Below are 24,749 nucleotides of genomic sequence, written 5' to 3' on the forward strand. Positions count from 1 at the left end.
GGCAATGCAAATGACGCAGCGGGATATTGCGGGAGGGGTGGAGGGCTTGGCTGGGCGGTGAATGAAAAAAGCCCCGCATTCGCATGCGAGGCTTCTTTCTGAATCTTGGCGTCCCCACGGGGAATCGAACCCCGGCTACCGCCGTGAAAGGGCGGTGTTCTAACCGCTAAACTATAGGGACGTCTTGGTGCACCCGGAGCGATTCGAACGCCCGACCCTCTGGTTCGTAGCCAGATACTCTATCCAACTGAGCTACGGGTGCAGATTTGGCGTCCCCACGGGGAATCGAACCCCGGCTACCGCCGTGAAAGGGCGGTGTTCTAACCGCTAAACTATAGGGACGCTGATTTGTGGTGCACCCGGAGCGATTCGAACGCCCGACCCTCTGGTTCGTAGCCAGATACTCTATCCAACTGAGCTACGGGTGCACTGTCTCGCGAGACGTTGTGTCTTGCGAGAGACCGGATATTACAGAGAGGGGTTTTCTCTGTCAACACCTCGTAGGATTTTTTTTGCAAAGCCGGTAAACTCGGCAGCTGTCCCTGTCGCGGCGGGCCAACATTTTCAACCATTTGACATGTTGGCGGCGTGGCCGCAAGACACGAAAGCGAAGCGAGATTGAATACCCTGTTTGCGCAGCCTTGCGCCATCATCGACCTGGAAACCACCGGCGGCAACATCGCGCGCGACCGCATCACCGAAGTCGGCGTGGTGCTGATAGACGGCGAGCGCGTCGAGCGCCTGTCCTGGCTGGTCAATCCCGGCCAGCCCATCCCGCCCTTCATTGAAAACATGACGGGCATCAGCAACGAGATGGTGGCCGGCGCGCCGCCGTTCGCCGAACTGGCCGACGAGCTGCTGGCCACGCTGCGAGGCCGCCTGCTGCTGGCGCACAACGCCCGCTTCGACTATGGCTTCCTCAGGAACGAATTCCGCCGCCATGGCTTGCGCTTCCAGGCGCGCGCGCTGTGCACGGTCAAGCTGTCGCGCCGGTTGTATCCGCAGCATTTCAAGCACAGTCTGGACAGCCTGATCGCCCGCCATGGCATAGAAATGCCGGAGCGCCACCGCGCGCTGGCCGACGCCGAGGCGGTCCATCGCTTCCTCCAGATCGCCATCGCGGAGCTTGGCCGGGACAAGGTGGAGCATGAGGCCGCTCAGCTGCTGTCGCAGCCGGCCGAGCTGTCCAGCTTGCCGGCGGAGCTGCAGCAGCAGGTGGAGGACATGCCGGATTCGGCCGGGGTCTATGCGATGTTCGGCGAGGACGGGCGCGCGTTGTACATCGGCCGAGCGACCAATTTGTACCGCAAGGCGCTGGGCCACTTCGCCGAACGCAAGCCTGGGCACAAGAGCCACGAGGTGCGGATAGACGAGCCGGTGGCGAGGGTGGAGTGGCGCGAGAGCTTGAGCGAGTTCGGCGCCCGTTTGCTGGAGTTGCAGTGGCTTGGCCGCTTGCAGCCGGTCCATAATCCGCGGGCCAGGATGATGGGCGAGGTGTGCACGCTGCAGCTGCAAGCCGGCGACGACGCTTTCGCTCGCCCGGTCCCGGTATCCGCCCGCGACATCGACTTCACCCGCACCGCCGATCTTTACGGCTTGTTCCGCCACGCGCGCGAGGCGCGCAAGGCGCTGGCGCAGATCGCGCTGGCCCAGGGGCTGTGCCAGTCGGTGTTGGGCGTGGAGCAGGTGACCAGCCGCAAGGGCGCGCCCTGCGCCGCCTACCGGATTCGCCGTTGCCGCGGAGCCTGCGTCGGCGACGAGGGCGCCGACAGCCACAACGCCAGATTGCTGGCGGCGCTGCAGCGGCTCAAGGTCAAACCCTGGCCGTTCGAGGGCGCGGTGGCGGTGGCGGAGCGCGACGAGGTGTGCGGCGATGTGGTGGAGCACCTGTTCGACCGTTGGTGCTATCTGGGCAGCCGCCGCAATGGCGGCGCGCTGGAGGGCGAGCCGGCTTTCGATCTCGATTACTACAAGCTGCTGGAGAGCGAGCTGCGCAAGCCGGATAGGGAGCTGGTGACGTTGTAGATGAGAAAGGAGCGGGCGGTGGCGCCTGCTCCTTTTTTTAAATCAAGGGGGATTACTCGTGCATCGCCAGATAGCCGCGCAGCCGGCTTTCGATGATGCGGGGGTTCTCGCCGTTGGCGATCGCCACCACGCCTTCGACCACCAGCTCCTTCATTGCCACTTCGGACGCCACCAGGTGTTTGAGCTTGTTGCCCATGGGCAGGAAAAACAGGTTGGCCGAGCCGACGCCATACACGGTGGCGACGAAGGCCACCGCAATGCCGCCGCCCAGCTTGGCCGGGTCGGACAGGTTTTCCATCACGTGGATCAGGCCCAGCACCGCGCCCAGGATGCCCATGGTCGGCGCGTAGCCGCCGGCTGACTCCCAGATGCGGGCCGCCTGCTTGCGGGCGTGCTCGAACATGCTGATTTCCACTTCCATCACTGCGCGCAGCGTGTCCGGCTCGGTGCCGTCCACCAGCATCTGCATCGCCTTCTTGGTGAAGGGATCGCGCTGGGTGGCGATCAGGCCCTCCAGCGCCAACAGGCCGCCCTTGCGCGAGGTCTGGCTCCAATTGATGACCTCGCGGATCATTTTCTCGTGGTCGAAGTTGGGCGGGCGGAATATCCAGCGCAGCATGCGCAGGCCGGCCATGAACTGTTTGGGCGTGCTTTGCAGCATCACCGCGCTGGTGGTGCCGCCGATGACGATCATGAAGGCGGTCAGCTGCATCAGCGAGCCGATGCTGCCCCCTTCGATGGCCTGGCCGGCGATGATGGCGGTCAGGCCCATTACAATGGCGATAAGACTGATCTTGTCCACAAAAAGGTTCCGTTATCGATCTGGTCTGAGACCCGGCGCGAGGTCTTCCCTTACAGCCAGTCTTTCAATTTTGCGCGCAGACGGGCGATGGCCTGGCTGTGCAGTTGGCAGACGCGGGATTCGGTAACGCCGAGCACCGCGCCGATTTCCTTCAGGTTCAGTTCTTGTTCGTAGTACAGCGCCATCACCAACTGGTCGCGTTCCGGCAGGAACTTGATCGCGCTGATCAGTTGCTGGCGGAAGCTGTCGTCGGAGAAGGTGGCCAGCGGGTCGGGCGAATCCTCGTCGGCGACATTGGTCACCGGATTGTGGCTGCTTTCGTCGTCGCCGCCGTTGAAATCCTCGAAATGCAGCAGCGTGGTGCCCTTGCAGTCGCCGAGCATCTCCTGGTACTGCTCCAGCTCAATGCCCATTTCTGCGGCGATTTCCGACTCCAGCGGCGAGTGGCCCAGCCGCTGCTCCAGCTTGGAGATCGCTTCCTCTATCTGGCGGGAGTTGCGGCGCGCCTGGCGCGGCAGCCAGTCCTCGCGTCTGAGCTCGTCCAGCATCGAGCCGCGGATGCGCTGGCTGGCGAAAGTCTCGAATTGCACGCCCTGGGCGGGATCGAACTGGCGGGCGGCTTCGATCAGGCCGATCATGCCGACCTGGACCAGGTCGCCGAGCTCCACCGACGCCGGCAGACGGGCGATCATGATGCTGGCCAGCTTGCGCACCAGCGGGGTATAGGCCTCCACGTCGATCTCGACGCTGGGGGCTGCTGCGGCATAGCCCGATCGGCGGAAGGACGGAAAGGTCATAAGGGTTTGGCTCCATCTGCCTCGGCCCAATCGCGCGAGGCGGCAATCAGCAAGTCCATGTATCCGGTACTGTCGCGGCTGGTTTCCGGCGCGTCCCACTGCGGCAACACCGCCGACAGCTGCGAGAAGGCTATCGCCGCCTCGCTGTCCGGGAAGGCCTCCATCAGCGGCCGGTGCAGCGTCTGGCTGCGGCGCACCGCGTTGTCCTGCGGCACGAAGCCTACCCAGCGCAGCGAGACGGTCAGAAATTCGCTGGTGACCGCCGACAGCCGGGTGAACAGCTCGTGCGCTTCTTCCAGATGCCGCGCGCGATTGACCAGCACGTTGAAGCGCTGGCGGCCGTAGCGGCTGGCCAGGCGCTTGATATTAGCGTAGGCGGCAGTCAGCGAATCGGCTGCCGGCGTTAACACCAAAACCAGATTATCGGCGACGCTGGCCGGTATCGGGTCGCGCACCGGGTCGGGCGCGTCGATCAGCAGCGCAGACGCGTCGCGCTCCTGCGCGCCGAATTCGCTGCCCAGCCGCAGCCACAGCTGGGTGGAGAATAGCGCGCGTTGCTCGGGCTGCGCATAGAGATTGATCAACTGAACGCCTTGCCGCGACACCACCATCATTTCGTCCAGACCGCCCACGCTGACCACCTGGCTTTCCAGCGTGGCGGTGGTGGGCACGCCCAGGCGGCGGGTCTGCACCTGGCCCAGGCAGCAATCCACCATGATGGGGCGCAGGCCGGCGTAGGCGAGGCCCAGCGCGAGCTCGGTCACCACCGTGCTGGTGCCGGAGTGTTCGGAGCCGATGAAGGCGAAGCTGGGCGCGCGCTGCCGCTGGGCGGCGAGCAGGCGGAGGCTGGCGGCCTGGTCCTGCATGGCGTTCATAGCCATCCGGCCTGCGCCGCCTGCATGATGGACATTTCATCGGCCTGCAGCGCGAACGGGGAGGCGATCTGCTGCGCGCGCATCGCGCGGTCGACCAGAAAGGCGGCGTTGGCCGAGTGCAGGTCTTCCGGCACGCGCTGGCCGTTGGTGACGTAGTAGAGCTTGAGCCGGTTGCGGATGATCACGTCCAGGCTGGGGCCCTGGGCCACCGCCTCGTCTATCTTGGACAGGATGCACCCGGACAGGCCGTCGCCGCGGTAGCGCTTCACCACGTCTTCCAGCGTGTGGCCGTCGGTGTTGGCGGCCAGCAGCAGCAGCCGCTCGATCGGCCGGCCGGCGGTGCGCAGCATGTCGATCTGCGCCAGCACGCGCGCGTCGCGCTGGCCCATGCCCACGGTGTCGATGAACACGATGTGGCGGTTGGACAGGTCGGCCAGCGTCAGCTGCAGGTCGCCCTCGTTCTGGATCGAGAACACCGGCACGCCCAGAATCTTGCCGTAGATGCGCAGCTGGTCTTGCGCGCCGATCCGGTAGCTGTCGGTGGTGATCAGCGCCACGTGTTGCGCGCCGAAGCGCATCGTCGCGCGGGCGGCCAGCTTGGCCACGGTGGTGGTCTTGCCGACGCCGGTGGGGCCGACCAGCGCGAAGATGCCGCCGCGGTCCATCACCTCGCGGTCGGCGTCCGCGCATTTCAGATTGTGGGCCAGCGCCGAGCGCGCCCATTTCACCGCGACCTCGGCCTGGTACTGCGCCGGCATCTTCTCGATCAGCTGGCGGATCAGCTGGGCGGAGAAGCCCATGGCCAGCAGGTGCTTGAACAGCTCCAGCCGGTTGGGCGCCTTGCCCTCCATGTCCGACCAGGCGAAGCTGGCCAGCTGGCTTTGCAGCAGGCTTCTGAGCAGCTTGATCTCGTCGCCGATCTGTCTGAGTTCCTGGGCCATCTGTTCCTGCTCCTCGCCATTGGCCGGCGGCGCGGCGGGTTCCGGCGCGGACGGCCTCGGGGCGGCGCGGGCAGGCGCCTGCTGTACCGGCTGCACGGCCGCTTGCATCGCCGGCTGGGCCACGGGCTGCGGCGGCGCGTAGGTGGGTTCCACGCGCGGCGGCGCGGTTTCCAGCCGGGGCGGGGCGGGGCTTTCCAGCGGCTCCACCGGCATCGCGTAGGTGCGGGCGATGGCGCGGTTCATCGCGCTGCCGTTGGCTTGGGGAATCGGCGCGGGTTGCTGCGTCCGGTTGACCGCGGGCGGGGCGTTGCGCGGCGGATGCTTGCTGCTGGACGTGGACAGCGTGCTGGCCAGGTTGGCGACGTCCGCGTCGGCCACCGCCATGATTTCCACACCGCCGCCCATCGTCGGGCGATTGGACAAAATCAGGGCGTCCGCCCCCAGTTCTTCGCGAACTTGCCTGAGTGCGTCTCGAGTGGTTTTCCCGAAGAACTTTTTCACCACCATTATTGATTAGCCCTTAGCCCTTGCTGCCGCCGATTACCGCAATTATACGAATGGATTTATTGTCCGGAATCTCATTATGCGAAATCACACGCAATTGCGGCAATGCCCGGCGCAGGAAACGCGCGAGCAGCGGCCGCAGACCCGGCGCCGTCAGCAGCACCGGATTGTATCCCTGAATCTCCACCTGCTCGGTCTGCTGAGCCGCGCTTGACAGCAGATTCTCCGCCAAACCCGGCTCCAGTCCGCCGCCGGCTTTCGATTGAACCGCCTGCATCAGCACGTTTTCCAGCTGCGGCTCCAGCGTCATCAGCGGCAGTTCGGCCTCGCCCGGGAACAGTTGCTGGACGATCACCCGCGACAGCGCGGTGCGCACCGCGCTGGTCAGCTCGTCGATGTCCTGGTTTTGAGGCACGTGGTCGGCCAGAGTTTCGACGATGGTGCGGAAATCGCGGATGTGTATGCCTTCCGACAGCAGCTGCTGCAGCACCTTCTGCAAGATGCCCACCGGCACCACCTTGGGCACCAGGTCTTCGATCAGTTTCGGCGACTCCTTGGCCTGATGGTCGATCAGCGCCTGGACTTCTTCGCGGCCCAGCAGCTCGGCGGAGTGGGTCTGCAGCAGGTTGGAGATGTGGGTGGCCACCACGGTGCTGGCGTCCACCACGGTATAGCCCAGGCTCTGCGCTTCCTCGCGCTTGCCGGCGTCGATCCACACCGCCGGCAGGCCGAAGGCGGGGTCGGTGGTGGCGGTGCCGGCGATCTCCTTGCTGACCATGCCCGGATTGATGGCCAGGAACTGGCCGATGAAGGCCTCGCCCTTGCCCAGCTCCACGCCCTTGAGCAGAATGCGGTAGGCATTGGGCTTGATTTCCAGATTGTCGCGGATGTGCACCGGCGGCACCAGAAAGCCCAGGTCCTGGGCGATCTTCTTGCGGATGCCGCGGATGCGGCGCAGCAGCTCGCCGTCCTGGGTGCGGTCCACCAGCGGGATCAGCCGGTAGCCGACCTCCATGCCCAGCTGGTCGACGTGCTGGACGTCGTGCCAGCCCACTTCGGCCGCTTGCTGCTCCGGCGCCGCCGTCGGCTGCGCGGCGGCCTGCAGTTCCCGGGCCAGCTTCTGTTTGCCGCGCTGCTCCATCGCCCTGGCCAGCGCCAGCAGGCCGCCGGCGATCAGCAGGAAGGAGAAATGGGGCATGTTGGGGATCAGGCCTATCATGCCGATCACCGCCGCGGTGATGTACAGCACCTGAGGCTTGGTGAACAGCTGGCCGAGGAACTGCTCCGACATGTCCTGGTCGGTGCCGACGCGCGTCACTACGATACCGGCCGCGGTGGAGATGATCAGCGCCGGAATCTGCGCGACCAGGCCGTCGCCAATGCTCAGCAGGGTGTAGGTTTCCGCCGCCTGGCCCACCGGCAGGTCGTGCTGGACCACGCCGACGATCAGGCCGCCGATCACGTTGATCAGGATGATCATGATGCCGGCCATCGCGTCGCCGCGCACGTATTTGGACGCGCCGTCCATCGCGCCGAAGAAGTTGGCTTCCTCGGCGATGGTGGAGCGGCGCTTGCGGGCATCGTCCTCGCCGATCAGACCGGCGTTGAGGTCGGCGTCGATCGCCATCTGTTTGCCCGGCATCGCGTCCAGGGTGAAGCGGGCCGATACTTCGGCGATCCGGCCGGCGCCCTTGGTGATCACCACGAAGTTGATGATGGTGATGATGATGAACACCACGATGCCGATGGCGACGTTGCCGCCCACCAGAAAGTGGGAGAACGATTCGATCACCTTGCCGGCGGCGTCCGGACCGGTATGGCCTTCCAGCAGCACCACCCGGCTGGAGGCGACGTTCAGCGACAGCCGCAGCATGGTGGTGATCAGCAGCACCGAGGGGAAGGACGAGAAGTCCAGCGGCTTGCGCACATTGATGCCGACCAGCAGCACGATCACCGACACCGCGATGTTGAAGGTGAAAAAGATGTCCAGCAGCACCGGCGGCAGCGGCAGGATCATCATCGTCAGGATCAGGATGATGAGCAGCGGCCCCGCGAGCTGGGTGATCTTCAGTTTGCGCAATATCTGGAGAATGGAATCCATGCTGGCTTATCGGCTTTCTTCTGGCGCCGAATCTTGCGGACGTTTGTTGTACGGGTCAAGCTCGTCGGGCACCTCCAGCTGGTCGGGGAAGGTCGGAGCCACGCCGCCGACCGACTGGTACTGCTGCAGCTGGAACACATAAGCCAGCACCTGGGCTGCCGCCGCGTACAGCTGGGCCGGGATGTCCTGGCCCAGTTCGCCGTGGAAATACAGCGCCCGGGCGAAGGGGGGCGAGCGCATGATGGGCACGCGGCTGTCCTTGCCGGTGTCGATGATCTTTTCAGCCAGTTTCAGCGAGCCTTTGGCCACCACCTGCGGCGCGCGCATGGTGTCGTCGTATTTCAGCGCCACCGCGAAGTGGGTCGGGTTGGTGACGATCACGTTGGCCTTGGGCACTTCCTGCATCATCCGCTTGCGCGCGGCTTCGCGCTGCATCTGGCGGATGCGGCCCTTGACCTCGGGGGAGCCTTCCGCTTCCTTGTATTCCTGCTTGACCTCTTCCTTGGTCATCCTGAGCTTCTTGTAGTAGCTCCACAGCTGGTAGGGCACGTCCAGCGCCACCAGCAGGATCAGCGCGGCGGTGACGATGAAGAAGGTGCGGATCATCAGGTCGGTCATCTTCAGGATGCCGGCTTCCAGCGGCATTGACAGCAGGCCGATGATCTCGCCGCGCTCCTTCCAGATGTACCAGGTGGCGATGCCGCCGATCAGCAGGCTTTTCAGTATCGCCTTCACGCCCTCGGTGACCGCGTTCAGCGAGAAGATGCGCTTGATGCCCGGCAGCGGGTTCAGCTTGCCGAAGTTGGGCTCCAGCGCCTTGAAGCTCATGTTCCAGCCGCCGACCAGCAGCGGCGCGCACAGCGCCGCCAGCGCCAGCCCGAGGAAGAACGGGGCCAGCGCGGTCAGCGCCTGGAACAGGCTTTCCTTGAACCGTATCAGCGCGGGCTCGGTGTTCTGCACCGATGCCTGGTCGAAGGTGAGCAGGTGGCGCATGATTTCGCCGAGCGCATGGCCGAGCTGGCCGCCCATCGCCATCAGCAGCGCGACCCCGGTCATGGTGACGGCGAAGGTCGACAACTCCCGCGATCGGGGGATGTTGCCGTCTTCACGCGCCATCGACAGCCGTTTGGCTGACGCGGGTTCAGTGCGTTCGAGGTCTGAGTCTTCTGCCATGGGCTCGCTTTAGATAAATGCTTTTGTCTTGATTTTAAACTGAATGGTAGCGTATGCCGGCCGGTCTCGGCCAGCCCCGCGCCTCGCGCGGCAGCGCCGCTAGCGGTACAATAATCTGATTATTGACGGAATCGCCCACATGCAACAGTACCTCGACCTGATGCGCCATGTGCTGGAACATGGACACGACAAGGCAGACCGCACCGGAACCGGCACCCGCTCGGTGTTTGGCTACCAGATGCGCTTCGATCTGGCGGAAGGTTTTCCGCTGATCACCACTAAAAAATGCCATCTGCGCTCCATCATCCATGAACTGCTGTGGTTCCTGACCGGCGATACCAATATCCGCTATCTGAAGGAAAACGGCGTGTCGATCTGGGACGAGTGGGCCGACGAAAACGGCGACCTCGGCCCGGTCTACGGCTACCAGTGGCGCAGCTGGCCGGCGCCGGACGGCCGCCACATCGACCAGATCAGCCAATTGCTGGACATGATCAAAAAGAACCCCGATTCGCGCCGGCTGATCGTGTCGGCGTGGAACCCGGCGCTGGTGGACCAGATGGCGTTGCCGCCGTGCCACAGCCTGTTCCAGTTCTATGTCGCCGACGGCAAGCTGTCCTGCCAGCTGTACCAGCGCTCGGCCGACATCTTCCTCGGCGTGCCGTTCAACATCGCCAGCTACGCGCTGCTGACGATGATGGTGGCCCAGGTATGCGGCCTGCAGCCGGGCGACTTCGTCCACACGCTGGGCGACGCCCACTTGTACAGCAACCATCTGGAGCAGGCTCAGCTGCAATTAACGCGCGAACCGCGTCCGCTGCCGACGATGAAGCTGAATCCGGAGGTGAAAGACCTGTTCGCGTTCAAATTCGAAGACTTCGAGCTGGAAGGCTACGACCCGCACCCGCACATCAAGGCGCAGGTGGCGGTATGAAGCGGAAACCGACGCTGACGCTGGTGGCGGCGATGGCCGCCAACCGCACCATAGGCGTGGACAATCAGCTGCCCTGGCGCCTGCCGGAGGATCTGAAGCATTTCAAGGCGACCACGCTGGGCAAACCGGTGATCATGGGCCGCAAGACCTGGGATTCGATCGGCCGGCCGCTGCCGGGCCGCCGCAATATCGTGGTGACCCGCCAGGCGGATTGGCGGGCGGATGGCGCGGAAGCCGCCCACTCGCTGGAGGAGGCGCTGGCGCTGGCCGGCGCGGTGGAAGAGGCTTGCCTGATCGGCGGCGCGGACTTGTACCGCCAGGCTCTGGCCCTGGCCGACCGGCTGTGCCTGACCGAGATCGCCCGCGACTACGACGGCGACGCCCACTTTCCGGTTTTCGACCCGGAAGACTGGCGCGAGATGTCGCGCGAGCGCGCGGTCAGCGCCGACGGGCTGCCTTACGCCTTTGTAGAATACCTCCGCCGCTGACGCTGGGGCGCGCAAAGCAAAGGCTGCCGTCGGCAGCCTTTTTTCATTCGATCGGGCGGATGTCAGGCGCCGCCTTCCAGCGCCTCCGCCGCGCTTTGCGCGAGTTGGCTGTAGTCGCGGCCGAATTCGATGATCATCTGCTTCAGGCGGCTGGTGTCGCGCGCGATCAGCGTCTTCAGCAGGCTTTCCAGGAATTGGTGGGTGCTGTCCATCTGGCTCTTGCCGGCGCGCAGGATGGCGTACAGGCAGCGTTGGGTCAGCGGCAGCATGTCGATCAGCGTGTCGGTCAGGTAGCGGTTGTCGGCGTGGCGGTACAGCGCCGACAGGAATTCGATGCCGTGCTCGTAGAAGGCCTGCAGGTCGTCGCGGCGGTTGTCTTCCTCCAGCAACGCCATCAGCTCGATGAAGCGCGCCAGGTCGTCGTTCTGCCAGCCGGCGGCCAGGTTCTGCACCACGCGGTCCAGCAGCAGGAACCAGAGGTCGAAGAAATCGCGCACGTCGCGCGCGCTGATGCTGGACACCATCGCGCCGCGGCGCGGGAAGATGTCCACCAAGTGGCGGCGCTGCAAAATCAGCAAGGCCTCGCGCACCGAGCCGCGGCTCACTTCCAGCTCGGAAGCGATGCGCAGCTCCTGGATCCGCTCGCCCGGCTTCATCTCGCCCTGGATTATCTGCCTGCCTAGGTATTGGGCGATTTGCTCGGTCAAGAGGTCATTGGCCTTGAATGTCATGAATCATCATCTCCGGAAATTGATTTTCTCGTTCTCTTGATATTGTACGGCATTCTGCCGGATTGTCCGGCAGTATCCTGTCTGTCTGCCTGTTTGTATCCAGCCCGGGCGCGCGTGGCGCGGCACTGCCATGCCGCCTCGCTTGCGCGCCTTGTGCGCGTTGGCGTTGAGGGCGGCTATGATATCAACCAGAGGATTAAAACGCATGTTTTCTTGTTGTGTTGACTTGCGGCATGGGCGTTTTCTGCCATTTTTCACAAGCCGGCGGGAACAAGCGTGCAGAAAAAGAAAAGCCCGGCTGGGCCGGGCCTTGGGGATGCGCCGCGCTCAGGCAGAGCGCCGGGTCGCCATCAGGTAGTTGACGTCGGTATCGTCGTTCAGCGAGTAGATGCGGGTGATGGGGTTGTAGCCCATGCCGCTCAGCGTCTGCAGGCCGAGGCCGGCGTGGCGGGCCATGCGGCTCAGCTCGGACGGCTTGAGGAAGCGCGCGTACTCGTGGGTGCCGCGCGGCAGCATGTTCAGCACGTATTCGGCGCCGAGCACGGCCAGCAGATAGGCCTTGGCGTTGCGGTTCAGCGTGGAGAAGAACACCCAGCCGCCCGGCTTCACCAGCGTGGCGCAGGCGCGGACCACGCTTTCCGGATCAGGCACGTGCTCCAGCATCTCCATGCAGGTGACCACATCGAAGCTGGCCGGCATCTCGGCCGCCAGCTCTTCTACCGGCACGCAGCGGTAGTCGATGGGCACGCCGGATTCCAGGCTGTGCAGCTGCGCCACCTTCAGCGATTTTTTCGCCAGATCGATGCCGGTCACCTGCGCGCCCCTCAGCGCCATGCTCTCGGCCAGGATGCCGCCGCCGCAGCCGACGTCCAGCACCTTCTTGCCGGCGATGGACGCGTGGCGGTCGATGAAGTCCAGGCGCAGCGGGTTGATCTCGTGCAGCGGCTTGAATTCGCTGTCCTTGTCCCACCACTTGTGTGCCAGCTGGCTGAATTTGTCGATTTCGTGTTCGTCTACGTTGCTCATGCTCTTACTTTGCCAGGATGCGGTTGCGCCAGTCGCCGGCGCGGGCCTTCAAATCGCCTTCGTCCAGAGTGGTCAGCTTGCGCTCGCGCATCAGCGCGCGGCCCTTGACCCAGACGTGGCTGACCTGTTCGCGACCGGCAGCGTACACCACATGCGAGATCGGGTCGAATGCCGGGGCGGTTTCCAGCTCGGCGAAGTTGATGGCGATCAGGTCGGCCTGCTTGCCCACCTTGACCGAACCCACCTTGTCGGAGATGCCCAGCGCGCGCGCGCCGTTCAGCGTGGCCATGCGGATGGCGGTGGCGGCCGGCACCGATGTCGGGTCCAGCGTGCCTACCTTGGCCAGCAGCGCGGCCAGGCGGGTTTCTGCCAGCATGTCCAGTTTGTTGTTGGACGCGGCGCCGTCGGTGCCGATGCCCACCGACACGCCGGCGGCCAACAGCTTGCTCACCGGCGAGATGCCGGAGGCCAGCTTCATGTTGGAGGCCGGGTTGTGGGCGGTGGAGATGCCGTGCTTGGCCGCCAGCTCGATCTCGGCGTCGTTCAGGTGCACCATGTGCGCGGCGATCAGCCGCGGCGACAGCAGGCCCAGCTGTTGCAGGCGGGCGAGCGGGCGCTGGCCGTGCTCCTTGACGCTGTTGCTCACTTCCTCGGCGGTTTCGTGGATGTGGCAATGGATCAGCATGTCCTCCTGCTCGGCCAGCGTCACGACCTTGCGGAAGGTGTCGTCCGATACGGTATAGGGCGCGTGCGGCGCCAGCGTGAAGGTGAGCAGGTCCTCGCCCAGGAATTGGCTGCGCTCGGCCATGCCCTTGGCGATGTAGTCGTCGGCGTTGCTGGCGTAATTGGTCGGGAATTCCAGGATCGAACAGCCGACGAAGGTGCGCATGCCGGAAGCCAGGCCCGCGCGCGCGACGGCGGCGTTGTAGAAGTACATGTCGTTGATGGTGGTGGTGCCGCCGCGGATCATTTCGCCCATCGCCAGCAGCGAGCCGTCGAATACGAAATCGTCGTGGACGTGCTTGCCTTCGGTGGGCCAGATGTAGTTGGTCAGCCAGTCCATCAGGACCTTGTCGTCGGCCAGGCCGCGCAGCAGCGACATCGCCGAATGGCCGTGCAGATTGATCAGGCCCGGCATCAGCACGTGATCGGGCAGTTCCAGCCTCTCGTCGGCCTCTAGCCCGGCGGCGTCGGCGGCTGGAATAATGGCGGCTATCTTGCCGTCCCGGATGGCGACGGCGTGGTTTTCCAGGACTTCGCCGTCAGTTTCCACGGTGATGATCCAGCGGGCGGAGATAATCTTTTCATAACGGGACTGCGGCATGGCTGATATCCTGATGATCCGTTGCAAAGTGTCGTGCGATTTTAGGCCCGGTGATTGCGACAAGGCAATGTGCTGCTGCGGTCTCTTTATATTTGACCGATTTGTGCTGTAGATATGCTTGAAAATGATAAGGGCGGATGACTGGTGAATATTCCGGCGAAAAGCCGACGGCCACCGGTGTATACTGCTGATTGCACTTGTGAATTATGGAACTCAAGCATTCGATCTTCCGCGACCCGCGGTGAACCAAAGACTAGCGCGACATGGCTCAACAAGCAGACGATAAATCCACTGCCAGCACTGGCCTGAATCTGAGGGATGTGTTTCTCATCGCCGTAATACTCGGCTTGTTGATTCCCGCCTCCATCATCAGCTATCTCAGCTTCAATATTCAGAAGGATAACCTGACCACGCAGCTGGAAACCGACCAGCGGCGTCTATTGGACATTGTCGCGCTGGGCATGCAGGAGCCGTTGTGGAATCTCAGCCGGCAGGCCGGCAATCCCTTGATCGCGTCGGTAATGGAAGATCCGCGCGTGATTTCCATCCGCGTCACCGATACCCAGTCCAACCAGATATTCCTGTCCGCGGTGCGCAGCGAGCGCCGGATCGGCAGCGTGTCCTACGTGGAAAAGCCGGTGATCTACCGCGGCGAGGCCATCGGCCAGGTGACGATGGAGTTCGACAACGAAAACCTGGCCATTGCGCTCAGCAACCAGGTGAAGAACATCCTGATGATCCTGGCGGCGCAGCTGGTGCTGTCCATCATGCTGATCATGAGCATCCTGCATTCGCGCTTCCTCAGTCCGATGCGGCTGTTGACCGAGCAGGCGCGGCTGCTGGCCGAGCTGAAGCTGGATTCGCCGTTCGAGTGGTCGCGCCGCGACGAGCTGGGCCGCCTCGGCACCCATCTGGAGTGGACCCGGTCCGAGCTGAAGCGGCTGGTCGACGAATTGCGCGCCAAGACGCTGGCGCTGGAGGCCGACATCGCCCGCCGCCGCGAGGTGGAGGACGCGCTGCGCCGTTCGGAGAACAAATACCGCGAGCTGTTCTGGTCCAATCTGGACGGCATCGTCATCAGCTCGCTGGACGGCCAGGTGATAGACGCCAACCCGGCCTTCCTCAACCTGATGTGCTACAGCCTGGATCAGCTGAAGCAACAGAATTTCTGGAGCCTGGTGGCGGACGAGAGCGAGGCGCTGGAGCGCTTCAACCTCGACAACAAGGTGCTGCGCTTCGGCTACTGCGACGAATTCGAAGCCACCTATCTGAACCGTTTCGACAACCAGGTGCCGGTCAGCGTCAAGACAGTGGCGATGCGCGACGCCTTCGGCCGCATCAACGCCGTGTGGCGGATGGTGCGCGACATTTCCGAGAAGCGCGCGGCCGAGGAGCGGGTGCAGCTGGCGGCCAAGGTGTTCGAGAACACCGTCGAAGGCATCATGATCACCGACGCCGACCGCCGCATCCGCAGCGTCAACCGCGCGTTCACCGAGATCACCGGCTACACCCAGCACGAGGTGCTGGGGCAGAAGACCAGCATCCTGTCGTCCGGCCGCCACGACGAGCCGTTCTACGAGCAGATGTGGCAGTCCATCGCCGAGCACGGCTCCTGGCAGGGCGAGCTGTGGAACCGCCGCAAGAACGGCGAGGTGTACCCGGAGTGGCTGGCGATCAACGCGGTGCGCAACAGTCTGGGCGAGATCACCCATTACGTGGCGATCTTCAGCGACCTGACCGAGCGCAAGGCCGCCGACGAGCGCATCCAGTTTCTGGCCCACTTCGACGTGCTCACCAGCCTGCCCAACCGCATCCACATGCAGGACCGGGTCGAGCTGGCCATCCACAACGCGGTGCGCGACAACCAGCGGCTGGCGCTGCTGCTGCTGGATCTGGACCGCTTCAAGACCGTCAACGAGTCGCTGGGCCATTCGGCCGGCGACACGCTGCTGCAGGTGGCGGCGGACCGCATCCGCTCGGCGCTGGCGCCGGGCGAGATGCTGGCGCGCCAGGGCGGCGACGAGTTCATCATCCTGCTGCCGGTGATTTCCGATCCGGGCGAGGCTGCGCTTGCGGCGGAGCGGGTGCGCGACGTGTTCGCCAACCCGATCGAGCTGCATAACCACGTGCTGACCATCACCCCGTCCATCGGCATCAGCGTCTACCCGGACGACGGCCGCGACTACGAAACCCTGGTCCGCAACGCCGACGCGGCGATGTACCACGCCAAATCGTCGGGCCGCAACAGCTACAAGTTCTACACCGCCGACCTCAACGCGCGCGCCCGCGAAATCCTGGCGATCGAGAGCCAGCTGCGCTTCGCGCTGGAGCGCGACGAGTTCGTGCTGCACTACCAGCCGCAGGTGGAGATGGAGAGCGGCCGCATCGTCGGCGCCGAGGCGCTGATTCGCTGGAACCATCCGTCGCTGGGCCTGCTGGGGCCGGTGCGCTTCATCCAGGTGGCCGAGGAGCGCGGCTTCATCGTGCAGATCGGCAACTGGGTGATCAGCGAGGCGACGCGTCAGCTGGTGGCCTGGCGCCAGGAGGGGCTGCCGGAGCTGACGCTGGCGATCAACCTGTCGGCGCTGCAGTTCCGCCAGCCGGATCTGGCGCTGCAGGTGAAGCAGGCGCTGGAGTCCAGCGGCCTGCCCGGCCACGCGCTGGACATCGAGGTGACCGAGAGCATCATCATGGAAGATGCCCAGGCCACGATCCAGACCATAGACAATATGAAGAACATGGGCCTCAGGCTGTCGATCGACGACTTCGGCACCGGCTACTCCAGCCTGTCCTATCTCAAGCGCTTCAAGGCCGACAAGCTGAAGATCGACCGCTCCTTCGTCCGCGACATCCCGCATGACGCCGACGACAGCGCCATCGCCCGCGCCATCATCAATATGGCCAAGAACCTGAATATGCAGGTGGTGGCCGAGGGCGTGGAGACGATGGAGCAATGGCAGTTTCTGGAGCAGGAGGGCTGCGACTTCGTCCAGGGCTACCTGATCGCCAAGCCGCTGCCGGCCGACGACTTCGCCAAGCTGCTGCACAAGGACAGTCTGCTGCCCCAGAGCTGAAGCCCCAGGACCGTTCCGTCCCGCAAGCCCGCCGAGCGCGGGCTTTTTGCTTGGCGGCCGGCATGGCCGGCCAAGATCGGCTCGACATGCCGCGATCGCCAGCCATACTGGATGAATGACGGCAACGCGCCATCCGGATCGAATGGCGGTCGACACACTCCATGGGGCAAGGCATGGCGTTACACAGACGGCGTTTGCATTTCATCATTGTGGCGGCGTATGTGCTGATCGCGTCGGCCTGGATCATCGTGCCCGATCTGTTCGTTGATCGATGGGGCGTGTCGGGCAGCCCCATCGGCGGCATGGCTTGGGATGCGCTGTTTGCTTTCGTCTCCTCGGTTTTCTTGTATCTGCTGTTGAGCGGTTTGGGGGAGGCGCGGCTGGCGACCTTGCTGGAACGCGGGCCGCTTGGACGCGGCTTGCTGGCGGTGGCCCGCCGCGGGATAGGCTGGCTGGTGCTGCTGTATGTGTTTGCCGTATTTGCGGCGATGGCGGTGCCGGATGTGCTTGGCATGAGCCTGGGAGATTCCCGGCACGCATTCTGGCTGGCCGCCGCATGGGATGCCGCCTTCATTTTGGGGTGCACGGTGTGCTTGAAGCGGTGCTTGAATCAGTTGGGCGTCGATGAGGTTCTGATTCAGCCGAAGCACGGGCAAAAGCTGGCTTATATGCTGGCGGTGAGCGGCTCCTTCCTAGTGCTGGTCTTGCGGTTTGAATTGAAGTCCTTGCACCATCTGATGCTGTTGTTCCTGCTTCCCATCGGCCTGAGCGCCCTGCTCGGGGGGCTGGGGCCAGGCTTGCTGTCTGTCGCCTTGATCTCCTCGGTCGTCGGCGCGTTTTCTCTGTCCACCTTTTCCGGGGTGTCGGCCGACCCGGCGTCGCAGCTGTTGTCGTTGAGCCTGCTGGTGCTGATCGGCGTGCTGTTCAGCGCGATGAGCGAGGTGCAGCTGCGCGCCCGCGCCAAACTGGGCATGGCGCTGGAGCGGCGCGAGGCGGCGCTGGAGGATCTGAGACTGAGCGATGAGCGGTTCCGCGCGCTGTTCGACGACAGTCCGGTGGCGATGGCGATTTCCAGGTTGGCGGATGGCGCGCTGGAAGAGGTGAATCAGGCCTTTCTGGATCTGCTGCAGCTGGAGCGGGGCCGGGTGTTGGGGCACACAACGCTTGAGCTGGGCATTTGGAAAGATGCCGCGGACAGACGCCAGCTGATCGAGGCTTTGCGGCGAGACGGTGAGGTGAGTGGTGTTCCGGTAGCGATGCTGCGGAGCGATGGAACGACCGCGCAGGTGCTGCTGTCGTTCCGCCTGATCCATTTTGACGGCGAGTCCCACGTGCACGGCGTGGTGCTGGATGTGACGGAGAGACACCGGGCTCAGGTGGCATTGAGGGAAAGCGAGGCGCGGCTGGCGGGCATGGTGCGGTCGGCGATGGATGGCATCGTGATGTTGGATAGCAGTCTGCGTATCTCGATGTTCAATGTGGCGGCGGAGCAGATGTTCGGCCAGACAGAGCAGTCCATGCTGGGCCAGTCTCTGGACGCGTTGCTGCCAACCTCCCTGGGGATTGAGCATGGCCGGCTAGTGCAGCGCTTCGGCGATGGCGGCTCCAGTCCCCGGCGGATGGGGCGGCTCGGCAAAGTCCAGGCCAGGCGCTCGGATGGGACGCTGTTCGAATTGGAGGCATCCATATCTTCGCAGGAAATCGATGGGCAACGCAGCTACACAGCGATTCTGCGCGACATCTCCGAGCGTGAGAGGAGCCAGGAACAAGTTCTGCGGCATGTGCGGCAGCTGGAAGCGCTGAATGATTTGAGCCGCGCCATCCTGGAGGATGCTGGCGCCGAGCAGATCGCGCAGATCGGTTTGCGCAATCTACGGCAGTTGGTGCCGTTCTGGGGCGCGACGGCGATGCTGATCGACTGGGAGGCGGAATCTGCCCGGGTGTTGGCGCTCGAGCGCGAGGCCGGCTCCCTTTATGATCCTGGCCTGCAATTGAGCTTGGCCAGTTACGGCATGGATGATCTGGTGTGCATGAAGCGTGGAGAGGTTTGCCTGGAGGCGGATCTAGGTGTGCTGCCGTGGAGAGCGCCAACGCTGGAGCGCCTGTACCGGCAGGGTATGCGCTCCTATGCCCGCATTCCGCTGATAGCGGAGGGACGATTGCTGGGCATGTTGAATATGGGCTCCGACGTGGTTGGAGCCTTCGGCGATGCCCAGCGGGAAGTGGCTAAGGCTTACGCCCGCCATTTGGCCGTTTGCCTGCAGCAGTCTTTGCTGCGGCAGCGGGTGGTACGGCTGGGGCGGGTGCACGAGGTGCAGAGCCGGGTCAATGCGCTGGTTGTCCGCTGCCACCAGATGGAGGAATTGTTCGATGGCATCTGCCGGATCGCGGTGGAGGTCGGAACTTACAAAATGGCCTGGGCGGGCGTGATCGATCCGGAAACGCAGAATGGCGCGGTAGTCGCTTTCCGCGGCGAGGACAGCAATTATCTTCGGCAAATCCGTCTGAGCGCGAAGGAGGACTCGCCGCATCGCGACCGCCCGGCCTGCCGGGCCGTGCGCATGAGGGAAATCGTGGTGTGCAACGATGTGCAGAACGATCCGTCGATGACGGAACTGGCGCCGTCCTTGCTCGGCACCGGCGTGCGCTCCATCGCTAGCCTGCCCATCGTGGAGGAGGGCGGCGCGATTTCGGTGCTGGCCCTGTTCTCTTGCGAAGTCGGCGCTTTCGATAGCCAGGAGATGGCGTTGCTGCGCGAGCTCGCCAGCGATATCGGCTATGCGCTGGACCATATCCGGCAGGAACAGCGCCTCGACTACCTGGCCTATTACGACAGCCTGACCGGCCTCGCCAACCGCAGCCTACTGCTTGAGCGTTTGGCGCAGCGCGTGGCGGACGCCGCGCAGCAGGAGCGGCGCTTCTCGGTGGTGGTGCTTGATATCGAGAATTTCAAATCCATCAACGATGTGTTTGGCAGGGGCGAGGGTGATCAGCTGCTGAAGAAAATGACCGAAAGGCTGTCGCGGCATGTCCAGGATGCCTCGCTATTGGCGCGGATAGGCGCGGACCAGTTTGCGCTGGCCTTGCCGCAGGCTGCCGGCGAGGATGAGGCGGTGCTTGGGATGGAGCAACTGAGGCAGGATTGCCTGGACCCGCCGATTCCGCTGGATGGGAGGGATCTGTGCCTGGCGGCCAAGTTCGGCATCGCTATGCATCCAGAGGATGGCTCTACCGCGACGGAGTTGTTGGAGCGGGCCGAGTCGGCATTGAAGCGAGCAAAAGCCGGGAATGAGAAATTCTTGTTCTATCGCGAGGAGATGACCGCCCGGGCCGCGGCGGCGCTGGAATTGGGCAATCGCCTGCGGCAGGCGCTGGAGCTGGAACAGTTCGAACTGTACTACCAACCCAAATGTGCGGTGCGGGGGCAAGCCATCGTGGGCGTGGAGGCCTTGTTGCGCTGGCACTGTCCGACACAGGGCATGGTGCCGCCAGCCCTGTTCGTGCCGATGCTGGAAGAGTTGGGATTGATCGTGGAGGTGGGCAATTGGGTATTGCGGCAGGCCGCGCGGGACTACCAGCGCTGGCGCTCCGCGGGCTTGCCCGCGCCGCGCATCGCCGTCAATGTTTCGCCGCTGCAGCTTCAGCGTCCGGATTTCGCCCAGTCCCTGGCGGAGGCGCTTGCCATGCACCCGCTCGATACGGGCATAGACATCGAGATTGTCGAAAGCCGGTTGATGAGCGACATAGACGGCAGTGTCGCTACCTTGCGCCAAGTAAGAGAGATGGGCGTTTCCATCGCGCTGGATGATTTCGGCACCGGTTATTCCTCGCTGGCTTACCTTGCGCAGTTGCCGGTGCAGACCTTGAAGATCGATCAGTCCTTCGTTGGCCGCATGCTGGATGAAAAAGAGGCGATGACGCTGGTGGAGATGATCATTTCCCTTGCCCACTCGATGGGGTTGGATGTAGTGGCCGAGGGGGTAGAGACGGAGGCGCAAGCCGCGGTACTGGCCGAACTGGGATGCGACGTGCTGCAAGGCTACTGGCTGAGCCGGCCCATGCCTGCAGACGCGTTGGCGGCCAGGCTGGCCGGGGGGACGGAGCTGGCCGGACTGAACGCCGGCCAGTGAGCGCGCGAGGATTAGTGGTCGCGATGGTCGCCATGCCACTCGTCGCGATGGTCGCCGCGATGGTCGTGATCCCGTCCCTCGTGGCGGCCGTTGTCATGGTGGTATTGGCGATAGTGCGGCACGTAGACCCGGTTGTACCAGTCGTCGCGGACGAAGTAGACCCGGCGGCCGCAGGCGCCGTACTGCCGGCAGTACCGGTCCCAGTGCTTCATGTGGCCCGGCGGCACGCGCAGGTAGATCGGCGGCGCGGCCACCGGCACCGGCTGCACGATCACCGGCTGCGGGCTGATCAGCTGGGGCGGCGGGTAGCCGCCGATGTCGATCTGGCCGTAGAAGCCGGGTTCGCCGACGCTGATGGAGACGCCGGCTTGGCTGGGCAGGCTGGTCAGAGAGGCGGCGATCAGCACCGCCGCGGTCATCACGTGTTTCATGGCAAGTCTTCCTTTTACGTTACGGACGCGTATTGCGCATGCTTGCACTATGGCGTCGGTTTGTTTCGCAATCGCAAAGGAAAGATAGCCACTGATTGCGATTTGTATCTGTTCATAACCGTAACAATGTGTACAGCCGCAGCCGCGCGGCGGCGGTGCCTGGAGGGGAAAAAGACGGGAAATGAAAATGACATGAATGATGTCTTGAAGGTATATTGAAGCCATTGTCATCAAGCGGCCGGTTTGTCCGGCCGCTTGCGCTTGAGGCGCCGCGGGCGCGCCATCGCAACATCCCGATATCCGAGGAGACGGCATGGAAGCAGGCAGGAAGACGATGGCGGGCCGGCATTGGCGCGGCATGGCCTTGGCCGGGCTGGTGGCGCTGGCAGGTTGCGGAAGGGGAGAGGCCAAGCCGCAGGCGGCCGATTTGCAGCGGGCGGAGACGCTGCGGCCGATGGATGCGCAACTGGCGCGCAAGTACGAGCGCTCCTGTCTGATATGCCATGGCAACCAGGCCAGCCAGGCGCCGCTGGCCGGCTTCGCTCCGGCCTGGGAGGCCAGGCTGGAGAAGGGCATGCCGCTGCTGCTGTCCCATGTCCGCGACGGACTGAACGCGATGCCGGCGCGCGGCTATTGCAATGATTGCAGCGACCAGGAGTTCAGCCGGCTGATCGCCTTCATGTCCGGCGGCGGACAAGGGGGCGCGCGATGAAGCCGGTGCTGAATCGCCGAGCCTTGCTGCGGCTGGGCGGCGGCGCGCTGCTGGGCGGCTGGGCCGCTCAAGCGGCCGGACTGCGGGCCGCCGCGCCCGCCGGCGGTTATCGCTGGCGCAACTGGAGCGGCCTGCAGAGCTGCGCCGCGCAGGCGCTGGCCACGCCCGGCGACGAGGCGGAACTGGCGCGGCTGCTGCGCGAGGCGGCGCAGACCGGCACGCCGCTGCGCTGCGTCGGCGCCGGCCATTCCTTCACCCCGCTGGTGCCCACGCCCGGCAAGATCGTGTCGCTGGACCGAATGTCCGGCCTGCTGGCGCATGACGCGGCCGCCGGCGAAGCCACCTTGCTGGCCGGCACCCGCATCGGCCAGCTGGCGCGGCTGCTGGACGCGCAGGGCATGGCGCTGCGCAACCAGCCGGACGTCGATGTCCAATCCTTCGCCGGCGCGATCAGCACCGCCACCCACGGCACCGGCGCCAGCCTGCCGGCCCTGCACGCCGACGTGCGCGCGTTGCGGCTGCTGACCCCGTCTGGACAGACGCTGGACTGCGGCAAGGGCCGCGACGAGGATCTGCTGCAGGCGGCGAGGGTGTCGCTGGGCAGCCTGGGCGTGATCGCCCGCGCCACGGTGGCGACGCTGCCGGCCTATTATCTGCAGCGAAAATTATGGCTGCTGCCGACGGGAAAGATGCTGGACGCCGCGCCGGAGCTGGCGCGCCGGCACCGGCATTTTGAGTTCTACTACCTGCCATTCACCGGCTACGCCGCCGCGATCACTCACGACATCCGCCCGCCGGGACCGGCGTCGCGGCCGGAGTCCGGCGACGAGGAGATGCTGCAAGAGCTGCGCCGGCTGCGCGACTGGCTGGGCGGCATGCCGGCGCTGCGGCGCTGGGCCGCGCAGAAGCTGATCGATCCCAATCTGAGCGAGCAGGCCTTCGACAAGTCCTGGCGGCTGCTGTCCACCGTGCGGCCCACCCGCTTCAACGAGAGCGAGTGGCATGTGCCGCGCGAGGCCGGCATCGCCTGCGTGCGCGAGGTGATCGAACGGCTGGAGCGGCGCAACGATGTGTTCTTCCCGCTGGAGTTCCGCTTCGTCAAGGCCGACGACGCCTGGCTCAGTCCTTTCTACCGCCGCGACTCCTGCTCGATCGCCGTCCATGCCGCCGCCGGCGAGCCGCATGATTATCTGCTGACCGAGCTGGCGCCGGTTTTCCGCAAATACGAGGGCCGGCCGCACTGGGGCAAGCTGCATCCGTACGGCGCGGCGGAGCTGGCCGCGCTTTACCCGCGCTGGAACGACTTCCTGAAGCTGAGGCGGGAGATGGACCCCAAGGGCGTGCTGCTCAATTCCCATCTGCGCCGCGTGTTCGGCGTGGCGGCATGAGCGGGCCGTCGCGCGGCCGGCGCCGGGTGCTGGCGGCTTTGGGCGCGGGCGCGGCGGCAGTCTGGCTGGCGCGGCCCTCCGCGCGCGGGGCGCCGCACGACGCTTATTTCCGCGGGCTGCAGGCGGCGCTACGCCAGGCCGGCATCGCCGAGCCGACGCTGGTGCTGGACCGCGAGCGGCTGCGCGCCAATATCCGGCGGATCGCGGGCCATCTGGCCGGCAAGATGGCGCTCAGGGTGGTGGTGAAGTCGCTGCCGTGCCCGGCCTTGCTGGCCGAGGCGGCTGCGCTGGCCGGCACCCGGCGGCAGATGCTGTTCAGCCTGCCGCAGCTGGAGGCGATGGCGAAGGGCGGGCGGGACATCCTGCTGGGCAAGCCATTGCCGGCCGCCGCCGCGCTGGCGTTTTACCGCCGGTTTTCCGACATGGACTTCCAGCCGCATCGGCAGCTGCAATGGCTTGTGGACACGCCGGAGCGGCTGGCGCAGTACCGCGAGCTGGCGCGCGGGCAAAATCTGCATTTGAAGCTCAATTTCGAGATAGACGTCGGCCTGCACCGCGGCGGCATCGCCGACGCCGCCACGCTGCGGCGGATGCTGGACATGGCGGCCGAGGAGCCGCGGCTGCAATGGTCCGGCCTGATGGGCTACGACGCGCACGTGGCCAAGATTCCGGATCTTCCCGGGCTGAGGGACAAGGCTTTGCGCCACGCGCGCGCAAGCTACGCCGCCTTCACCGCCCTTGCTCGGGCGCATCCGGCGGGAAGAATCGCCGAGCCATGCTTCAACGCCGCCGGCTCGCCCACTTACCGGCTCTATCCCGGCGACGGCCCGGAAAACGAGGTGGCGGTGGGTTCGGCCATGGTCAAGCCCAGCGACTTCGATCTGCCGCTGCTGGATGAGCTGCAGCCGGCCTGCTTCATCGCCACGCCGGTGCTGAAGGCTTTGCCGCGCTTCGAACTGCCTTACGGCGTGGAGTGGCTGGGCGGGCTGGCGGGCGGCTGGGACGTGAACGCGCGGCGCGGCTATTTCATTTACGGCGGCAACTGGCAGGCCGACCCAGTATCGCCACCGGGGTTGGAAAGCAGCGGCTTGTACGGGCATTCATCCAATCAGCAACTGCTGGTCGGCTCCGGCTTGCAGGCGCTGGCGGTGGACGACACGGTGTTCTTCCGCCCGCGCCAGAGCGAGGCGGTGCTGCAGCAGTTCGGCGATATCGCCGTGTACGAGGGCGGCCGCATCGTCGACAGATGGCCGGTGTTGCCGGCCACCGGCTGAGGCTGGCTGAAGGGCCAGC

18 protein-coding genes and 4 tRNA genes are annotated in these 24,749 nt (G+C 64.9%); 8 read left to right on the forward strand and 14 right to left on the reverse strand.

Going from position 1 to position 24,749, the window contains the following annotated elements:
• Positions 1-106 precede the first annotated feature (106 nt).
• From ACX17K_RS19460 to ACX17K_RS19475, 4 genes are all read right to left on the reverse strand, one after another.
• Positions 107-181 (reverse strand) — tRNA-Glu (locus ACX17K_RS19460).
• Between the two features lie 4 nt (positions 182-185).
• Positions 186-262, reverse strand: a tRNA-Arg gene (locus ACX17K_RS19465).
• A 5-nt stretch (positions 263-267) separates the two neighbouring features.
• Positions 268-342: transfer RNA gene (locus ACX17K_RS19470), tRNA-Glu, on the reverse strand.
• A gap of 9 nt (positions 343-351) precedes the next feature.
• Positions 352-428 (reverse strand) — tRNA-Arg (locus ACX17K_RS19475).
• A 190-nt stretch (positions 429-618) separates the two neighbouring features.
• Here ACX17K_RS19475 and ACX17K_RS19480 point away from each other — a divergent pair.
• On the forward strand, positions 619-2,025 hold the full coding sequence (locus ACX17K_RS19480) for an exonuclease domain-containing protein (RefSeq protein WP_493776061.1): 1,407 nt from the start codon (positions 619-621) through the stop codon (positions 2,023-2,025).
• A gap of 52 nt (positions 2,026-2,077) precedes the next feature.
• On the opposite strand, the gene ACX17K_RS19485 is transcribed toward ACX17K_RS19480, so the two are convergent.
• Genes ACX17K_RS19485 through flhB form a run of 6 tightly spaced genes read right to left on the reverse strand, consistent with a single transcriptional unit; the run spans position 2,078 to position 9,218 of the window.
• Positions 2,078-2,827 (reverse strand): flagellar motor protein, encoded by a 750-nt coding sequence (locus ACX17K_RS19485; RefSeq protein WP_493776062.1) that lies wholly within the window; start codon positions 2,825-2,827, stop codon positions 2,078-2,080.
• A 50-nt stretch (positions 2,828-2,877) separates the two neighbouring features.
• The gene (locus ACX17K_RS19490; RefSeq protein WP_231153086.1) at positions 2,878-3,624 is read right to left on the reverse strand and encodes an RNA polymerase sigma factor FliA; all 747 of its coding nucleotides are present in this window, start codon (positions 3,622-3,624) and stop codon (positions 2,878-2,880) included.
• The gene (locus ACX17K_RS19495; RefSeq protein ID WP_493776063.1) at positions 3,621-4,505 is read right to left on the reverse strand and encodes a MinD/ParA family ATP-binding protein; all 885 of its coding nucleotides are present in this window, start codon (positions 4,503-4,505) and stop codon (positions 3,621-3,623) included. Before ACX17K_RS19495 ends, ACX17K_RS19490 begins: the two co-directional genes overlap by 4 nt.
• On the reverse strand, positions 4,496-5,947 hold the full coding sequence (flhF, locus tag ACX17K_RS19500; protein ID WP_493776064.1) for a flagellar biosynthesis GTPase FlhF: 1,452 nt from the start codon (positions 5,945-5,947) through the stop codon (positions 4,496-4,498). Before flhF ends, ACX17K_RS19495 begins: the two co-directional genes overlap by 10 nt.
• Positions 5,948-5,960: 13 nt before the next feature.
• Entirely contained in the window at positions 5,961-8,045 is a 2,085-nt protein-coding gene (gene flhA, locus ACX17K_RS19505; protein ID WP_493776065.1) for a flagellar biosynthesis protein FlhA, read from the reverse strand.
• Positions 8,046-8,051: 6 nt separating this feature from the next.
• Entirely contained in the window at positions 8,052-9,218 is a 1,167-nt protein-coding gene (gene flhB, locus ACX17K_RS19510) for a flagellar biosynthesis protein FlhB (RefSeq protein WP_493776066.1), read from the reverse strand.
• A gap of 139 nt (positions 9,219-9,357) precedes the next feature.
• Here flhB and ACX17K_RS19515 point away from each other — a divergent pair, with 139 nt between their 5' ends.
• Together ACX17K_RS19515 and ACX17K_RS19520 are read left to right on the forward strand one after the other, a co-directional pair.
• Positions 9,358-10,152, forward strand: coding sequence for a thymidylate synthase (locus ACX17K_RS19515; RefSeq protein WP_493776067.1), 795 nt, complete (start codon positions 9,358-9,360; stop codon positions 10,150-10,152).
• On the forward strand, positions 10,149-10,640 hold the full coding sequence (locus ACX17K_RS19520; protein WP_493776068.1) for a dihydrofolate reductase: 492 nt from the start codon (positions 10,149-10,151) through the stop codon (positions 10,638-10,640). The genes ACX17K_RS19515 and ACX17K_RS19520 overlap by 4 nt, the downstream gene beginning before the upstream one ends.
• Before the next feature lie 62 nt (positions 10,641-10,702).
• On the opposite strand, the gene ACX17K_RS19525 is transcribed toward ACX17K_RS19520, so the two are convergent.
• From ACX17K_RS19525 to ACX17K_RS19535, 3 genes are all read right to left on the reverse strand, one after another.
• Positions 10,703-11,371, reverse strand: a complete 669-nt coding sequence (locus tag ACX17K_RS19525) for a GntR family transcriptional regulator (RefSeq protein ID WP_493776069.1) — start codon at positions 11,369-11,371, stop codon at positions 10,703-10,705.
• Between the two features lie 327 nt (positions 11,372-11,698).
• Positions 11,699-12,397 carry a bifunctional 2-polyprenyl-6-hydroxyphenol methylase/3-demethylubiquinol 3-O-methyltransferase UbiG gene (gene ubiG / locus ACX17K_RS19530; protein WP_493776070.1) on the reverse strand — a complete coding sequence of 233 codons (699 nt, stop codon included), beginning with the start codon at positions 12,395-12,397 and terminating at the stop codon, positions 11,699-11,701.
• 4 nt (positions 12,398-12,401) lie between these two features.
• Positions 12,402-13,721, reverse strand: a complete 1,320-nt coding sequence (locus ACX17K_RS19535; RefSeq protein WP_493776071.1) for a TRZ/ATZ family hydrolase — start codon at positions 13,719-13,721, stop codon at positions 12,402-12,404.
• A gap of 263 nt (positions 13,722-13,984) precedes the next feature.
• Between ACX17K_RS19535 and ACX17K_RS19540 the strand changes: the two genes are divergently transcribed.
• Positions 13,985-16,795, forward strand: a complete 2,811-nt coding sequence (locus ACX17K_RS19540) for an EAL domain-containing protein (protein WP_493776072.1) — start codon at positions 13,985-13,987, stop codon at positions 16,793-16,795.
• A gap of 194 nt (positions 16,796-16,989) precedes the next feature.
• Positions 16,990-20,925, forward strand: coding sequence for a bifunctional diguanylate cyclase/phosphodiesterase (locus tag ACX17K_RS19545; RefSeq protein WP_493776073.1), 3,936 nt, complete (start codon positions 16,990-16,992; stop codon positions 20,923-20,925).
• Between the two features lie 11 nt (positions 20,926-20,936).
• Here ACX17K_RS19545 and ACX17K_RS19550 read toward each other — a convergent pair whose 3' ends face one another.
• Positions 20,937-21,356, reverse strand: a complete 420-nt coding sequence (locus tag ACX17K_RS19550; RefSeq protein WP_493776074.1) for a hypothetical protein — start codon at positions 21,354-21,356, stop codon at positions 20,937-20,939.
• A gap of 313 nt (positions 21,357-21,669) precedes the next feature.
• Here ACX17K_RS19550 and ACX17K_RS19555 point away from each other — a divergent pair, with 313 nt between their 5' ends.
• From ACX17K_RS19555 to ACX17K_RS19565, 3 genes are read left to right on the forward strand one after another with little or no spacing between them, the layout of a single operon-like run.
• A complete protein-coding gene (locus tag ACX17K_RS19555) occupies positions 21,670-22,068 on the forward strand; it encodes a c-type cytochrome (RefSeq protein WP_493776075.1) in 399 nt (132 codons plus the stop codon).
• Entirely contained in the window at positions 22,065-23,456 is a 1,392-nt protein-coding gene (locus tag ACX17K_RS19560) for a D-arabinono-1,4-lactone oxidase (RefSeq protein ID WP_493776076.1), read from the forward strand. Before ACX17K_RS19555 ends, ACX17K_RS19560 begins: the two co-directional genes overlap by 4 nt.
• A complete protein-coding gene (locus tag ACX17K_RS19565; protein ID WP_493776077.1) occupies positions 23,453-24,730 on the forward strand; it encodes a DSD1 family PLP-dependent enzyme in 1,278 nt (425 codons plus the stop codon). The genes ACX17K_RS19560 and ACX17K_RS19565 overlap by 4 nt, the downstream gene beginning before the upstream one ends.
• Positions 24,731-24,749 lie beyond the last annotated feature (19 nt).

Source organism: Chromobacterium sp. INPA-IVC (assembly GCF_059047085.1).